This is a genomic window from Pseudomonas sp. CFBP 13711 (assembly GCF_014842265.1).
Taxonomy (GTDB): domain Bacteria; phylum Pseudomonadota; class Gammaproteobacteria; order Pseudomonadales; family Pseudomonadaceae; genus Aquipseudomonas.
In genome coordinates this window covers 76,691-92,965 of record NZ_JACYVI010000005.1, presented here as the reverse complement: position 1 = coordinate 92,965, position 16,275 = coordinate 76,691, and the positions used below count along the sequence as shown (strand labels likewise).

Here is a 16,275-nt window from a genome sequence, read left to right as displayed (position 1 = left end):
CAACTCGTGTAACAACAGGTGCATTTGCGGTGGCTTCATTCTTGATGCAAAAGCGGCCTCTCGACCGCTGGATAGCTCGCGGATAGAGCATCCTCTCAGTCCAGATGCGCCTAGCGTCGTTCATGCCCTCTCAGAGCAAGGGCATGACCTCATCACGAATAAGCCACCTCAACCGGCCGCTTGTCCATCGCATCCTGCAGCATTGAATTCAGATTGCCGGAGATGTTTTCGCACAGCGCTTTCATCTGGATCTCGTGCTCGGAGGCTTTGAACGGGCTTTGCAAGTCGGTGCCGATTTTCTCGATCGCCAGCAGCATGAAGCCGACCACGGTGGACGCCAGCGGCGTGAACCAGCCCAGCGTTTCCACCAGACCGATCGGCACGATGATGCAGAACAGCGTGATGAACAGGCGCGGGAACGTCACGTACGGGTAAGGCAACGGGGTATTGGCGATGCGCTCCATGCCGCCTTGGTTGTTGGAGATTTCCACCAGCGTCGCTTCGAGCCGTTCCAGACGAATGCTGTCCAGGCGGCCGGCCTTGTATTCCTGAGCGATGATCGCCGCGGACTCATTGAGAATCGCGTTGGGGAAGTTGTTGGTGCGCGTGCGGCGCTCATACTCTTCCCGGGAAATCATCGCGGTCACCTGCTCGCCACAATCACTGCCCTTCAAATGAGCCGACAGGCATTCGACATAAGCGACGTGCCGGCGCAACAGCGTGGCCTTGACCGGGTTCAGGCCGTCCTCGTCATCAATGAAGGTCAGCACCTGCCGGGCGAAGCTGCGGGAGTTATTCACCAGCGCACCCCATAACGTGCGCGCCTCCCACCAGCGGTTATACGCACTGGTATTGCGAAAACTGGTCAGCACGACCAGCGCAGAACCCAACAGGGTCAAGGGCATTGATGGGAGGGTGATCTTGCGATCCAGAAACAGCATGAAGTCGACGGTGACGACGACGTCCCAAATCAGCAGCCAGAACAATGACCAGCCGATGTAGGTAAACGTCCGGATCATGGCCCGGTACTTCTTGACGATGAATTCCTGCAAAAGCCACCTCCGCAATACGCTTAAATCGGTCGGCAAAGGCTCGACCCAAGGCTTCGAATACGTGAGAACAACTTCGTTCGTTACGCCCACAGGCTATATGTAACCAAATACGAGCGGAAAGCTGAATCGCTTCTCCACCGGGTCGACTGACAGATTGTTCATGGAACGATCACAGCCTCCGAGGGCTCAACACCTATCTGGATGCTTCCGCTACCCGTCACGAGGAGAACGTTAATGAGCTCGTCTGCCAACTCTCACTCCACCGAACGATCAGGCGCAGTGCGCACGTTTACGCCGCACACCGACCGCGACCAACTGACCATCAACACCATTCGCACCCTAGCCATGGATGCAGTGCAAAAAGCCAATTCCGGGCACCCCGGCACGCCGATGGCGCTTGCCCCTGTGGGCTACACGCTGTGGAAAGATTTCCTGCGCTACCACCCGGAACACCCTGACTGGCCAAACCGCGACCGCTTCGTGCTATCGGTCGGTCACGCTTCAATGCTGCTTTATTCACTGCTGCACCTGGCCGGTGTGATCGAGATCGACGAGCACGGCAAGCCATCGGGCAAACCTGCGGTGAGCCTTGAGGACATCAAGCAGTTTCGCCAGATGGACTCCAAAACCCCGGGCCACCCCGAATACCGCATGACCACCGGCGTGGAAACCACCACTGGCCCGCTGGGTCAGGGTTGCGCCAACAGCGTCGGCATGGCGATGGGCGAGCGCTGGCTGGGCGAACACTTCAACACGCCGGGCGCGACGCTGTTCGATTACAGCGTTTACGTGCTGTGCGGCGACGGCGACATGATGGAGGGCGTAACCGCAGAAGCGGCCTCACTTGCCGGTCATTTGAAGCTGTCGAATCTGTGCTGGATTTACGACAACAACACCATCAGCATCGAAGGTCATACCGAGCTGGCTTACAGCGACGATGTGCAGAAGCGTTTCGAGGGGTACGGCTGGAAAACCCTGCACGTCAAAGACGCCAATGACGCCAGTGCGCTGGCAAAAGCGCTGCAGACCTTTCAGCAAACCAGCGATGCACCAACCCTGATCGTGGTCGACAGCGTCATCGGCTTTGGCTCGCCCAACAAACACAATACGTCTGCCGCCCACGGCGAACCGCTGGGCGATGACGAAATCAAACTGACCAAAAAAGCCTACGGCTGGGACGAAAACAGCAGCTTCCTAGTGCCGGAAGATGCCCGCCATTGCCTGCGTGATGCACTGCTCGACCGCAGCGGGAGCGATTACGACGCCTGGCTTGAGACCTTCAACCAGTTTGAAAAGGACCAGCCCGACCTCGCCGATCAGCTCAAGCGCATGCGTGCCGGTGAGATGCCCGAAGGCTGGCAAGACAAGCAGATGAATTTTGAAGCCGACGCCAAAGGCATTGCCTCCCGCGCGTCCGGTGGCAAAGTGCTGAACGCCTTCGCCGAGCAGATTCCTTGGCTGATCGGTGGCTCCGCAGACCTTTCGCCGTCGACCAAAACCAATCTGACGTTCGACGGAGCCGGTAGCTTTGAAGCGGGCAATTACAGCGGTCGAAACCTGCACTTCGGTATCCGCGAACATGCCATGGGTTCTATCGCGAACGGCCTGGCTCTGTCCTATATCCGCCCGTACACCTCGACGTTTCTGGTGTTCAGCGATTACATGAAGCCGCCGATTCGTCTGGCGTCGATCATGGAATTGCCGGTTATTTTCGTCTTTACCCATGACTCCATCGGCGTCGGCGAAGACGGCCCGACACACCAGCCCATCGAGCAACTGACTCAGCTGCGGGCAACACCCGGTGTGCTGACGATTCGTCCGGGCGATGCCAACGAAACGGCCGAAGCCTGGAAAATAGCGCTGGCGCAAACCAGCAGACCGTCCTGCCTGGTGCTCTCGCGTCAGCCGTTGCCGACCCTTGATCGCTCGAAATACGCCGCCGCCGAGGGCCTGACTAAAGGCGCGTACGTGCTGGCCGATGCGGTAGAAGGCAAAGTGGACGTGATCTTGATCGCCACTGGCAGCGAGGTCGGTATGACCGTCGAAGCGTTCGAGACGCTCAAAGCCGAAGGGGTTGCGGCGCGAGTGGTGTCGATGCCGAGCTGGGAATTGTTCGAGGATCAGGACAAGGCCTATCGCGACGGCGTGCTGCCGCCGGACGTGAAAGCCAGGGTGGTGGTGGAACAGGCGGGGCCGGTGGGCTGGGATCGGTATGTCGGCCAGACCGGAGCGAAGGTTGTGATGAACACCTTCGGTGCGTCGGCCCCGATCGAGAAGCTGCAGGCCAAGTATGGATTCACGGCGGAAAACATCGCTAAGCTGGCGAAGGAGCAGATCGCCGGTTAATCCTGTGTAAGAGCGCTTGCCCGCACCTCGCGGGCAAGCGTCCTCCCTCCTTCAAATCACTCGATCAGCACCCTGTCAAAACAGCAGGCCGACGCTCGCCCTCAAAGAATACCGGCCGAATCCGCACGCCCACTGCGTTGCCCGCAAAGGCAGCGACCAGCCAGAGCCAGCCGTGCAGGCTGCCTGAGGCGATCCCGCTGAAGTACGCGCCAATGTTGCAGCCGTACGCCAGGCGCGAACCGTAACCCAGCAACAGCCCGCCAATCACTGCAGCGATCAACGAGCGCGTCGGGATTTTCAGACTCGGAGCGAATCGTCCAGCAAGGCCTGCCGCCACTGCCGCACCCAACATGATGCCGATGTCCATGACGGTAGTGATGTCCTCCCACACCGGCGCGGCCAGCGCCTTGGCATTCGCTGGCATCTGCCAGAACGGCCAACTGCCCACGTCCACCCCCAGACCACCGGCGACTTTCGCACCCCACAGCGCGAAGGCCGAGGTGATGCCCCAAGGGCGACCCGCCAATGCCAGCGTGGCGTAGTTGAGCAGCGCCAAGCCAACCGCGCCCCACACCAGCGGCCACGGCCCGCGAAAGAAACGGCGCACGCCAACATGCTCACTGGTGACGGCCGCTTCCAGCTGTCCGTGCCGACGCTTTTCCAGCTTGACGGTGACAAGGGCAATGATCGCAAACAGCGCCAGGCTCATCAGCAACGCAGGGATCACGCCGAAGGTTTTAACGATGGAAGTGGCGGGGAAAGACGGCAACGAGAACCACCAATCGACGTGATGCGTGGCGATCAGCGAGCCAATGATGAAGAACAGCAAGGTCACGAGCATCCGCGCATTGCCGCCGCCGACGGTGAACAACGTGCCCGACGCACAGCCGCCGCCCATTTGCATGCCGATGCCAAAGATGAAGGCGCCGAAGACAACCGACACGCCCGCCGGGGCCACAAGGCCGGTGACCGGCGTGCCGAACAGCGTACCGGCACCCAGCGCGGGGAAGAACAGCACCACCGCGACGGCCAGCATCACCATCTGCGCGCGCAAGCCGGCGCCGCGCCGCTCGTTGATGAATACCCGCCAGGCCGAGGTGAAGCCGAAGGCGGCGTGATAGAGCGTGAGGCCCAGCGCCGCGCCGACGATCAGCAACAGCACTTGCCTGACGCCAACGGCGGATTGCAAAAACAGAGCGCCGACCACCAGCAAAAGGAAAGCGATCAGCGGCGCGCCGAGCTTGCGCTGCGGCGCCGCGGAGAGAGGAAGACTCATGGGCGTATCTCGAAGAAGGATTGCGATGGGCGCGAGTATACGCCGGTGCCTGCTGGATGACGCGCCAGGCCGCCATCGGGTTCACCAAGATCAAACCCGCCATGCACTTCGCAATCGCGCCAGCGCCGAGGCGATATCGGCCTCAGGCACCGCTGCAAACCCCAGGACCAGACCGGCCCGATCATCCACCGGCGTCTCTGACCCCGGCAGCCAATACTCACTCAACGGCGCGACCTCGACGCCGACATTTTCTGCCTTGGCGACCAGTTCCGTTTCACGCTCTAACGTATCCACTGCGACGGTCACATGCAGCCCTGCAACGGGCTTGATCATCGGGCTGCAACCCGCAAGCTCCTGGGGCCAGCCGGCCAGCAATGCGTCGCGTCGGCTCAAGGCAGCCCGGCGCATGCGGCGGATGTGCCGCTGAAAGTGACCCGCTGCGATGAACTCGGCCATGACCATCTGCGTGCCCACCTCGGAATGACGCATGTCCACGGCCCGGCGCCGGCTGAACGGCTCAACCAGGTTGCGCGGCAACACCAGATAACCCAGGCGCAGCGCCGGAAATGCGACCTTGCCGAATGTCCCGACGTACAGCACGCGACCGCTGCGATCCAGCGCTGCCAACGGCGCCAGCGGGGCGCCGCTGTAGCGGTATTCGCCGTCGTAGTCGTCTTCGACGATCCAGCTTTGATTGCGCTCGGCCCACGCGAGCAGTTCAAGCCGCCGAGCCAGACTCATCGTCACGCCCAGCGGGTATTGGTGAGAGGGCGTCACATACGCCAACTTGCAGCCAGAGTCACCCAGAGCCGGACTGCGCATGCCCTCGTCGTCAACCGCCATGCCCTGCAACCTGGCGCCAGCTACCCCGAAGGCATGACCGGCCGCGCGGTACCCCGGATTTTCGATCGCCACCACGTCGCCCTGCTCCAGCAGCAGCTGTGCACAAAGGGTAATCGCCTGCTGCGCACCATTGGTGATCACAATTTGCTCAGGTGCGCAGCGCAGGTCGCGAGAAGTCCTCAGATAAGCCGCGATCAGCTCCCGCAGCCGCCATTCGCCGGCCGGGTCGCCGTAGCCCAGATGCTGCAGGCCCGGCTTACGCCAGAAAGCCGCGTGGAGCTTGCCCCACGTGTCGAAAGGGAACAGATCAAATGCCGGAACACCCGTGCGAAACGCCCTGGGCAGGCCGCTTTTGGGAGGCCGCAAATGATGCTGATCCAGCGTATGCATTGCTGTGCTGTGGATAACATTGTTGGACGATTCGGCCGCCATTATCAGGGGTTTTGTGGATAAACCTGTTGATAAGCTTGGTGATAACCCTGTGGACAGGTGTGTGGATAGTTTTTTTGCAGCCGGCGGTTTCTCTCTCAACAGTGCGACGTAAGTGCCGTCCCCGACGCGGCTTTCGGTAAAGCCTTCGGCGTAAAGCTGGTCATAAGCGCGCACCACGCTGTTGCGGGAGATGGCGAGGGACAACGCCAGATCCCGGCTCGCCGGCAAGCGCGTGCCACCGGACAAGCGACCGTCGAGGATGCGCTCGCGCAGTGTCTGATAGAGCTGGCGGCTAAGACCATGGCGGCGGTTCAGCTCAATGCCGGCAAAATCGAACGTCAGCGCGGGCGTGGGTGCGTGCATGGGATTGGCCCTATGAGATAGACCATTAATGGCTCTTACAACGAACCAATAGGCTGCCTAGGATTGACTCAGCCGCCAAGGAAAATCTCATGTACACGCCCAGCTATTTCAACGATGAAAACCTCGCTAGCCTGCACGGGCAGATAGAAGCCACACGCCTGGCTACTCTGGTCACGTTTGACGAGACCGGTTTGCAGGCGAGTCATATTCCCTTGTTGCTCGAACCGACTCAGAGTCCGCAAGGCACTCTGTACGGGCATCTGGCCAAGGCCAATCCGCAATGGAAAGCCCTCCAGACGGGCGCCGAAGCGCTGCTGATTTTCCAGGGGGCGGACGCCTACATCAGCCCGTCCTTCTACGCAGCCAAGGCCGAGCACGGCAAAGTGGTGCCCACCTGGAATTACCTGGCGGTGCACGCCTACGGCCGTGCCGATGTGTTCACTGATCCCGAGCGGCTGTTGCGGATTGTCACCGGCCTGACCGACAAGCACGAAGCCAGCCGCGCCGAGCCTTGGGCTGTCAGCGACGCACCCGCCGATTACATCGAAAAAATGCTCAACGGCATCGTCGGCTTCGCGATCCCCATCGAGCGGCTGGAAGGCAAGCGCAAGCTCAACCAGAACCGCAGCGCCGCAGACATCGCCGGCGTGAGCAAAGGCCTGGCACTCAGCCAGGACCCATCCGATCAGAAAATCGCTCAGTTGATGAGCCAGGGAGCACCGCGTGTCTGACCTCCACATCCGCCCCGTCACCGCCGAAGATCACGACGCCTGGCTGCCGTTGTGGCACGCCTATCTGACCTTCTACAAAACCACGCTGGCCGATGCGGTTTCACAGAGCACCTGGCAGCGGTTTGTGGACAGCAGCGAGCCCACCAACGCTGCTCTCGCCTGGCAGGACGGCAAGGCGGTGGGCATGGTGCATTTCATTTATCACCGCTCCAACTGGAGCGTCAGCAATGCCTGCTACTTGCAGGACTTGCTGGTGGTGCCGGAACAGCGCGGCACGGGCGTTGGCCGCCAATTGATCGAATACGTATACGCGACCGCCAAACGGGACGGCGCCGACAAAGTCCACTGGCTCACCCACGAGACCAACGCAACCGCCATTCAGCTCTACGAGCGCATCGCTGAGCGCCCGGGCTATATTCAATTTCGCAAACCGTTGTAAGACAGGGACTCTCGACATGTCGGATCTTGAAAACTGGCAACCGGCCAAGCTGCCGGATACCCGCACACTGCAAGGACGCTTTATTCGTCTGGAAAAATTGAACGCCGCCCGCCATGGCGATGGGCTGTGGGATGCACTGGAAGGCCCGGCCGCAGACCGCAAATTATGGGATTACCTGTTCGTGGGCCCGTTTCCAGAGCGCGGCGCATTCGATGACTATCTCGCAGGACTGGAAGTCTCGACCGATCCTTGGTTCTACACCGTCATCGATCAACAGACCGGCGCCATCGACGGTTTTCTGGGCTTGATGTCGATTTTCCCGAGCGCGGGCCGCATCGAAATTGGCCATGTGACCTTCGGCGCCTCAATGCAACGCACCCCCAAGGCAACGGAAGCGGTTTACCTGCTGGCGAGGGAATCCTTTGCGCTGGGCAACCGTCGTCTGGAATGGAAATGCAACGCCAACAACGCCCGTTCCAAGCGTGCGGCGGAGCGCTTCGGATTCAGCTTCGAGGGCACTTTCCGCCAGCATTCCGTGTTCAAGGGTCAGAATCGGGATACGGCCTGGTACTCGATCATCGACAGCGAATGGCCTGCAATACAACAAGCGTTCGAAGCATGGCTGGCTGTGGATAACTTCCAGGACGGTGAGCAAATCAGGACGCTGGAGCAACTGCGCCACCGCTGAGAGCGTCGAGTCCCACAGCCGGAGACGCTTGGCTGAAGCCAAAAAAAAGAGGAGCCACGAGAGCTCCCCCAGAGGTAACTGTTCAGCCTGCCGCATCTGTGCGCGGCGGGCTGTTATCTATGCAGTGGGTTATCAGCCCTCGATCTCGACCAGAATCTCGCCCGGGTTAACCCGATCGCCTTTCGCGACATGGATGGCCACGACCTTGCCAGCGACTGCCGCCTGAACTTCGGTCTCCATCTTCATCGCTTCGGTAATCAGTACCGCCTGACCGGCGCGAACGCTATCGCCCTCTTTCACCAGCACGTCGACGATATTGCCCGGCATCGAAGTGCTGACATGGCCTGGCTTACTGGCCTGCGCACGCTTGCCAATACCGCTGCCGACAAACTCGTTGAGCGGCTCGAACACCACTTCTTCCGGCATGCCGTCGATGGACAGATAGAAGTGACGCTTGCCCTCGGCCTTGACGCCCACGCCGGTGATGTCAACGCGGTAGCTTTCGCCGTGAACGTCGATGACGAATTCGGTCGGGACGCCCTCGCCTCCCGCCTTCGCCACTGCGCCCGGCTCTGGAATCGGCAGCAACGGCTCTGGCGCCAGCGTGCCCGCCGCACGTTCTTCGAGAAACTTACGCCCGATGTCCGGGAACATGGCGTAGGTCAGCACGTCTTCTTCGCTGGTGGCCAACGCGCCGATCTCGCCGCGCAGCTTGGTCATTTCCGGCTTGAGCAGGTCGGCCGGGCGCACGTCGATCAGCTCTTCATTGCCGATGGCCTGACGGCGCAGCGTCTCGTCCACCTGCCCCGGCGCCTTGCCGTAGCCGCCAGTCAGGTAAAGCTTCACTTCGTTGGTGATGGTTTTGTAACGCTCGCCGGCCAATACGTTGAAGAACGCCTGGGTGCCGACGATCTGTGAAGTCGGCGTCACCAGCGGCGGGTAGCCCAAGTCTTTGCGCACTCGCGGAATCTCGGCCAGCACTTCGCCCATGCGGTTCAACGCGCCCTGCTCTTTGAGCTGGTTGGCGAGGTTGGAGATCATGCCGCCCGGCACTTGATTGACCTGCACGCGGGTATCGACCGCCGTGAATTCGCTTTCGAACTGGTGATACTTCTTACGCACCGCATAGAAATACAGGCCGATTTCCTGCAGCAGTTCCAGGTCCAGGCCGGTGTCGAATTCGCTGCCTTTAAGGGCCGCGACCATCGACTCAGTACCCGGATGGCTGGTACCCCAGGCGAAACTGGAGATCGCGGTGTCGATGTGGTCAGCACCGTTTTCGATGGCCTTCAACTGGCACATCGCGGCCAGGCCGGCCGTGTCGTGGGAGTGAATGAACACCGGCAGCGATTGCTCGGCCTTCAGCGCCTTGACCAACTCGCCCGTGGCATAGGGAGTCAGCAGACCGGCCATGTCCTTGATCGCGACGGAATCACAACCCATCGCTTCCATCTCTTTGGCCTGCGCCACAAACGCGCCGATGGTGTGCACCGGGCTGGTGGTGTACGCGATCGTGCCCTGGGCATGTTTGCCGGAAGCCTTCACCGCTTCCACCGCCACGCGCAGATTGCGCACGTCGTTCATGGCATCGAAGATGCGGAACACGTCGATACCGTTGTCCGCCGCCTTGGCGACGAATGCCTTGACCACGTCATCGCTGTAGTGCCGATACCCCAGCAGGTTCTGACCGCGAAGCAGCATTTGCAGACGCGTGTTGGGCAGCGCCGCGCGCAACTGGCGCAAACGCTCCCACGGGTCTTCCTTCAGAAAGCGCACACAGGCGTCGAAGGTCGCGCCGCCCCACACTTCCAGCGACCAGTAGCCGACTTTGTCGAGCTTGCCGCAGATCGGCAGCATGTCCTCGGTGCGCATGCGGGTCGCCAAAAGAGACTGGTGGGCGTCGCGCAAAATGGTGTCGGTGACGAAGATCTTTTTAGACATTTGAATCTCCTTTTGAGCCACAAGCCTCAAGCTACAAGCTGCAAGTAAAAGCCGAACGCGCTCTTGCTTGAAGCTTGCCGCTTACAGCTTGTAGCTGCTTTGTTCAAAGCCCCGCGTGGGCAGCGATGGCGGCGGCGATGGCCAGGGCCAGCTCTTCAGGTTTGCGCTTGATCGAGTAATTGGTGAGCTCGGGATGGCTCTCCACGAAGCTGGTATTGAACTGGCCGCTGCGGAATTCCGGGTTACGCAGGATTTCCTGGTAATACGCGGCCGTGGTCTTCACCCCTTGCAGACGCATGTCATCCAGCGCACGCAGGCCGCGGTCCATTGCCTCCTCCCAGGTCAGCGCCCAGACGATCAGCTTCAGGCACATGGAGTCGTAATACGGCGGAATGGTGTAGCCGGTGTAAATCGCCGTATCGGTGCGCACGCCGGGGCCGCCGGGCGCGTAGTAACGGGTGATCTTGCCGAAGCTCGGCAGGAAGTTGTTCTTCGGGTCTTCCGCGTTGATGCGGAACTGCAACGCGAAACCACGATGGATGATGTCTTCCTGCTTCACCGACAGCGGCAGTCCCGAGGCGATGCGGATCTGCTCGCGGACGATGTCGATCCCGGTGATTTCCTCGGTGATCGTGTGCTCGACCTGTACGCGGGTATTCATCTCCATGAAGTACACCTCGCCCTCGGCGAGCAGGAACTCCACGGTGCCGGCGTTCTCGTAGCCCACGGCCTTGGCGGCGCGCACGGACAAGTCGCCGATGTAGGCGCGCTGCTCCGGCGTCAGTTGCGGGCTTGGGGCGATTTCGATGAGCTTCTGGTTGCGGCGCTGGATCGAGCAATCACGCTCGAACAGGTGCACGACGTTGCCGAAGCTGTCGCCAAGGATCTGCGCTTCGATGTGCTTGGGATTGACGATGCACTTTTCGAGAAAGACCTCAGCCTTGCCGAATGCCGTGGTGGCCTCGGAAATGACTCGAGGAAACGCCTGCTCCAGCTCTTCCCGGCTGTTGCAGCGACGAATGCCGCGCCCGCCGCCGCCCGAGGTGGCTTTGAGCATGACGGGGTAACCGATGCGATCGCCTTCAACCAGTGCTTCGGCGATGTCGGCCACGTTGCCTTCCGTGCCGGGCGTCACCGGCACGCCGGCCTTGATCATGCTGCGGCGAGCTTCGGTCTTGTCGCCCATGCGGCGGATCACTTCAGCGGACGGGCCGATGAACTTGATACCCCGTTCGGCGCAGATATCTGCCAGCTCTGCGTTTTCCGAGAGAAAACCATAGCCGGGGTGCAACGCGTCGCAGCCGGTTTCAACGGCAAGGTTCACCAGCTTGCGCGGGTTCAAATAGCCTTCAAGGGGCTCCGAGCCGATGCCATAGGCTTCGTCGGCACGCTTGACGTGGAGCGCGTGCCGGTCCGCGTCGGAATAAATCGCCACCGAGCGGATGCCCATTTCGGCGCAAGCGCGCACGATCCGAACAGCGATTTCCCCACGGTTGGCGATCAGGATTTTTTTTATCACTGGTATTTCCTCGACCGATTAGCAGACGGACCAGATGGCTGGCCAATACCGCGCGACATTCCGTTACTGCATGTTGCTCGCAGGTGAAGCCACCCTATGACGAATCAGCAATTAACAAAAATGAGTAAATATTGGGTGAACCATAAGCAAAACCTTATAGTTCCCGATATCAACTAAACGGCTAGGGCTGGAAAAATGCGTAAGTCATTGATGCGGATGACATTGCGTCAATTGCGGATCTTTAATGAGGTCTGTGATTTGCGCTCTTACAGTCGCGCAGCTGAGGAAATGTCGCTGACCCAGCCGGCGGTGAGCCTGCAGATGCGCCAGTTGGAAGAGTTGGTCGGCCAGCCGCTGTTCGAATACGTGGGTAAGAAGCTCTACCTGACGGAAGCCGCCGAAGCGCTGCAGCTTGCCAGTCGCGACATCTTCGGTCGGCTGGAGAACCTCGACATGCAGCTCTCCGACATGCAGGGCTCCCTGCAGGGGCAGCTCAAACTGGCGATTGAATCCAGCGCAAAGTATTTCGTTCCCCACCTGTTTGCAGCTTTCAAGCGCAAATACCCGGAAGTCATGCTCAACCTCACGGTCGTCAATCGGGCGCAGGTGATTCGGCGGCTGTCGGATAACCGTGATGATCTGGTCGTCATGTCGATGGTTCCACAGGACATGGGCCTGGAGTTTTTGCCCTTCCTGAATAACCCGATCGTTGCCGTAGCGCAGCCGGACCATCCGTTGACGCTATTGCGCAATCCGGCGCTGAAGGATCTGGAGGCAGCAACGCTGGTGGTTCGCGAACAGGGTTCAGGGACGCGCAAGGCCTGCGAGGAGTATTTCAAGGAGAAGCGCATTCATTTCGAGCACACGCTGGAGGTGTCCTCGGCCGAGGCGCAGCGCGAATGCGTAGTGGCGGGGCTTGGCGTTGCACTGCTGACCCGCCATGCGCTGAGCCTGGAACTTGCCACTGGCACGCTGATTGAGCTGCCAGTGGCCGAATTGCCGCTGTACCGAAGCTGGTGCGTCGTACAGGCACGGGACAAACGTCTGTCGCCGGTGGCTCACGCGTTCCTGTCATTCATTCGGACGGAGCGTACGCAGATCAGCGAGCTGGTCGCGCGCTTTGATGGCCACCTTCCGAAGCGCTAGCGCTCTGCCAGAAGTGAGCGGTGGCGCCATCCAGGTAGCTCGACAGCTCCTGATTCAGGCGGCGTTCTTCTGAATGGCTTTCGATCGCACGCCGGAACGCCATACGGCGCTGGTCTTCCTGCTGACGGCGAGTCTTTGTGGAGGTGCTGTGCTGCTGCGAGTCATCGTAGTGCCGAGGCATATCCTGTCTCCCATTCGTGTGCGGGAGTACAGAGTGGCGGGATGCGGTGACGATCAGACGTCGGAAGCGTTACAGGTTGGTGAAGGTTTCGGCGCTACGCGAGTTCAGATCAATCTTCAGACGATTTGATCGACTTCGGCGACAACCGCAGGCTGCGCAAGCTGCGCTTCACGCTCTTCAGGTGATTGACCAGGCTCGGACCGCGCGCCATCGCAACGCCCATCGCCAGGACATCAATGACCACCAGATGCGCAATACGCGAGGTCAGCGGCGTATAGATTTCGGTGTCTTCGTGCACGTCGATCGCGAGATTGACCGTGGACAGCTCGGCCAGTGGCGTCTGACTCGGGCACAGGGTGATCAGGTTGGCGCCGCTTTCGCGCACCAGATTGGCGGTGATCAGCAGGTCCTTTGAGCGACCGGACTGGGAAATACACACCGCGACGTCCGTAGGCTTGAGCGTCACAGCCGACATCGCCTGCATGTGCGGATCGGAGTAGGACGCTGCCGTCAGCAATAGTCGGAAGAATTTGTGCTGGGCGTCAGCCGCCACCGCACCCGATGCGCCAAAACCGTAGAACTCGACACGATGCGCCGCCGCCATGACCGTCACCGCTGCCTGCAAGGCATGGGGGTCGAGCTTTTCGCGCACTTCTATCAGCGTGTGCAGCGTGGTGTCGAAAATCTTCAGGCTGTAATCGGCGACGGAATCGTCTTCGTGGATGGCGAACTGGCCGAAACTCGCGCCAGCGGCAAGGCTTTGCGCCAGTTTGAGTTTCAGGTCCTGAAAGCCGGTGCAGCCAATGGCGCGACAGAAACGCACGATGGTCGGCTCGCTGATACCGACCGCATGGGCGAGATCGGCCATGGAGCTGTGCATCACGGCCGCCGGATCGAGCAGCACGTGATCGGCTACTTTCAGCTCCGACTTGCGCAAGAGATGGCGTGACTGGGCGATGTGCTGCAACAGATTCAAAGGACAGGACTCAAGTGAAGGATGGGCCGGGCTGTAGCTTTCTTGTAGTTATACTACATGACCTGCAAACCGCACAGTTAAACGATCTCGCCGTGGTCAACCGATCGTTGTTGAAGCTCAGGTCGCTTTGTAGTGTAGGGCTTTTCGCACAGGACTCCAGGCTTCGGTCAGCCGACTGCGCAGGATGCCGCCCATAACGCTGGCCTCCACTGGCCGACTGATCAAATAGCCTTGCACCTCGTCGCAACCGTGAGACCTGAGAAACTCCAACTGTTCGCAATCTTCCACGCCTTCGGCCACCACCTTGAGGTCAAGACTGTGGGCCATCGCGATGATCGCTCGGGTAATCGCAGCGTCTTCTGCGCATTCATTCAGACCACGAATAAAGGCCTGGTCGATCTTCACGCAGTGCACCGGAAAACGTTTCAGGTAGCTCAACGATGAGTAGCCGGTGCCGAAGTCGTCGATGGCCAGTTTTACGCCGAGTGCGCGCAGTTGCTGAAACGTGGTGATGATGTGCTCGACGCTTTCCAGCAGTTGACTCTCTGTGAGCTCAAGCTCCAGGTATTCGGGCTTGAGCCCGGTCTCTTCGAGCACTTGCCGAACGAGGCTGACCAGCTTGCCCTGACGCATCTGATGCACAGAGAGATTGACTGACACCCTGATAGGAGCGAGCCCCTCCCGCTGCCATTCGCAGGCCTGATGACAGGCTTTGCGCAGTACGAACTCGCCGATGTTGGCGATCAGGCCGGTCTCCTCTGCCAACCCGATAAACTCGCCGGGCGAAATCAGACCGCGCTCGGGATGACGCCAGCGCACCAGCGCTTCCGCCGAATTCAGGCGACCACTTTCCAGCTCCAGCTTCGGCTGATAGAAAACCTCCAGCTGCCCTTCTGCAATCGCGCGACGCAGCTGGATTTCCAGCTGCAAACGACCCGGCGTGCCCGCCTCAAGGCTTTCGGTAAAGAACTGAAAATTGTCGCCGCCCAGGTGTTTGGCGTGTTGCATGGCCATATTTGCCTGGCTGACCAACGCGGCGATGTCCCGTGCAGAACCCGGCAGCAACGCGATGCCGATGGAGGCGCTGACCACCAACTCATGGCCGCAAACTGATATCGGCGAGCGCAGTTTTGCCAGCAGGCGCGTCGTGATCCGCGCCAGTGTGGTCAGGTTGCCGTGGCTGTCGAACAGCACGGCAAACTCGTCCGCCGACAAACGCGCGACGGTGTCGGCATCGGTCACATGGGCGTTGAGCCTGCGCGCGACAAGGCGAAGCAACTGGTCAGCGGTATCGTGACCCAGGCTGTCATTGAGCAATTTGAAGCGATCAAGGTTGATGTGCAGCAAAGCCAGCGTGCGCCCGCCATGACGCGCACGCTGATTGGCGTCACGCAGCCGCTCATTGAACAGCGCGCGATTGGCGAGGCCGGTCAGCTCATCGTAATGGGTCAGATAACGCGTACGTTCTTCGTACTGGCGGGTCAGTTCGCGGTTGAGCTCGTCGCTTTCGGCCTGGGCCTGTTGAAGGTGCTCGATGAGCGCCACGTTCTGAAATCGCCGGATAAGACCCCGCTCGATCAAACGGTTGACCTGCGCAGCCACCACGATAAGCGCCAGCAGGAGAATCAGTCCGAGCCAGCCCCAACCATGGCATTGGGGGTCGCCGGTCCAGAACAGATAGAGAATGGGCGGCAGCAGACACGGCAGCGTGAACGTGAGAAACGCCGGAATGCTTACCGCGTAGGCCACACTGGCAGACAGCGTCGCAGCGCCGATCAGGCCGAATACCCACGCCTGCTGGGCCAGGCTTTGCGCCGGCATCAACACCAGCGCGGCGCTGGAAAGGGTGAACCCACTGACGCAGGCGCCGGCCAGAAACATGCGGTTCCAGATCGGCTGCGATCGACGATCGAGTGATGCTGACCTGAACGCTGCGACTTGCAGCACGCGCAGACACACCAGCGCTGACAGCCAGCCCAGCCAGACGCCCACCAGCACGTAACGCTCGGGACTCCAGAGCAGCCACGCGCAGAGCAAACCATTGATGAACATGAACAGGGTCGGCAGCAGCGATCCCTGATAAAGAAGGCGGGTGCGCTCGGCGGCAAGCTGGGTCGCGAACTGCTTGCAGATGACACGACGTGTCGCCACGGAGTCTGCCGGGGCTTCGGAACTGAAGGTCATGGCGTTTCTTATAATTGGGGGCCTTGAACGTTCGCGGAGGATACACAAGGGATCGTCGAGACCAAACAGTCATCAATTAAAATCTACAGACGGCAAAAATGGGACCGGCAACATCACGACCGGCCAGCGTTAGGGTTTGCCCATGCCCTCACGGCACC

Annotated in this window: 13 protein-coding genes; 5 read left to right on the top strand and 8 right to left on the bottom strand. The window is 60.4% G+C overall.

Features of this window, described 5'->3' with window-relative positions:
* Positions 1-152 precede the first annotated feature (152 nt).
* Entirely contained in the window at positions 153-1,019 is an 867-nt protein-coding gene (locus tag IFT47_RS11385) for a bestrophin family protein (RefSeq protein WP_407073263.1), read from the bottom strand.
* 267 nt (positions 1,020-1,286) lie between these two features.
* Between IFT47_RS11385 and tkt the strand changes: the two genes are divergently transcribed.
* Positions 1,287-3,398: a transketolase gene (tkt, locus tag IFT47_RS11380; protein ID WP_192174537.1), complete on the top strand. Its 2,112-nt coding sequence runs from the start codon at positions 1,287-1,289 to the stop codon at positions 3,396-3,398.
* 64 nt (positions 3,399-3,462) lie between these two features.
* Here the strand turns inward: tkt and IFT47_RS11375 are convergent, their stop codons facing one another.
* Both IFT47_RS11375 and pdxR read right to left on the bottom strand, forming a co-directional pair.
* A complete protein-coding gene (locus IFT47_RS11375) occupies positions 3,463-4,674 on the bottom strand; it encodes a YeeE/YedE family protein (protein WP_192174536.1) in 1,212 nt (403 codons plus the stop codon).
* 90 nt (positions 4,675-4,764) lie between these two features.
* On the bottom strand, positions 4,765-6,312 hold the full coding sequence (pdxR, locus tag IFT47_RS11370; RefSeq protein ID WP_192174535.1) for a MocR-like pyridoxine biosynthesis transcription factor PdxR: 1,548 nt from the start codon (positions 6,310-6,312) through the stop codon (positions 4,765-4,767).
* 89 nt (positions 6,313-6,401) lie between these two features.
* On the opposite strand from pdxR, the gene IFT47_RS11365 reads away from it, so the two are divergent.
* Genes IFT47_RS11365 through IFT47_RS11355 form a run of 3 tightly spaced genes read left to right on the top strand, consistent with a single transcriptional unit; the run spans position 6,402 to position 8,170 of the window.
* Positions 6,402-7,043, top strand: a complete 642-nt coding sequence (locus IFT47_RS11365) for an FMN-binding negative transcriptional regulator (protein WP_192174534.1) — start codon at positions 6,402-6,404, stop codon at positions 7,041-7,043.
* A complete protein-coding gene (locus tag IFT47_RS11360; protein WP_192174533.1) occupies positions 7,036-7,482 on the top strand; it encodes a GNAT family N-acetyltransferase in 447 nt (148 codons plus the stop codon). Before IFT47_RS11365 ends, IFT47_RS11360 begins: the two co-directional genes overlap by 8 nt.
* Positions 7,483-7,498: 16 nt before the next feature.
* Complete coding sequence (locus IFT47_RS11355) at positions 7,499-8,170, top strand: GNAT family N-acetyltransferase (RefSeq protein WP_192174532.1); 672 nt, start codon at positions 7,499-7,501, stop codon at positions 8,168-8,170.
* Between the two features lie 132 nt (positions 8,171-8,302).
* On the opposite strand, the gene oadA is transcribed toward IFT47_RS11355, so the two are convergent.
* Positions 8,303-10,111 (bottom strand): sodium-extruding oxaloacetate decarboxylase subunit alpha, encoded by a 1,809-nt coding sequence (gene oadA / locus IFT47_RS11350; RefSeq protein WP_192174531.1) that lies wholly within the window; start codon positions 10,109-10,111, stop codon positions 8,303-8,305.
* Between the two features lie 103 nt (positions 10,112-10,214).
* Positions 10,215-11,630, bottom strand: coding sequence for an acetyl-CoA carboxylase biotin carboxylase subunit (locus tag IFT47_RS11345; protein WP_192174530.1), 1,416 nt, complete (start codon positions 11,628-11,630; stop codon positions 10,215-10,217).
* A 195-nt stretch (positions 11,631-11,825) separates the two neighbouring features.
* On the opposite strand from IFT47_RS11345, the gene IFT47_RS11340 reads away from it, so the two are divergent.
* Positions 11,826-12,776 carry a LysR family transcriptional regulator gene (locus IFT47_RS11340; protein ID WP_192174529.1) on the top strand — a complete coding sequence of 317 codons (951 nt, stop codon included), beginning with the start codon at positions 11,826-11,828 and terminating at the stop codon, positions 12,774-12,776.
* On the opposite strand, the gene IFT47_RS11335 is transcribed toward IFT47_RS11340, so the two are convergent.
* From IFT47_RS11335 to IFT47_RS11325, 3 genes are all read right to left on the bottom strand, one after another.
* On the bottom strand, positions 12,730-12,957 hold the full coding sequence (locus tag IFT47_RS11335) for a PA3496 family putative envelope integrity protein (protein ID WP_192174528.1): 228 nt from the start codon (positions 12,955-12,957) through the stop codon (positions 12,730-12,732). The genes IFT47_RS11340 and IFT47_RS11335 overlap by 47 nt on opposite strands.
* A gap of 109 nt (positions 12,958-13,066) precedes the next feature.
* Entirely contained in the window at positions 13,067-13,933 is an 867-nt protein-coding gene (gene hexR / locus IFT47_RS11330) for a transcriptional regulator HexR (RefSeq protein WP_065988147.1), read from the bottom strand.
* A gap of 117 nt (positions 13,934-14,050) precedes the next feature.
* Positions 14,051-16,117: a putative bifunctional diguanylate cyclase/phosphodiesterase gene (locus IFT47_RS11325; RefSeq protein WP_192174527.1), complete on the bottom strand. Its 2,067-nt coding sequence runs from the start codon at positions 16,115-16,117 to the stop codon at positions 14,051-14,053.
* Positions 16,118-16,275 lie beyond the last annotated feature (158 nt).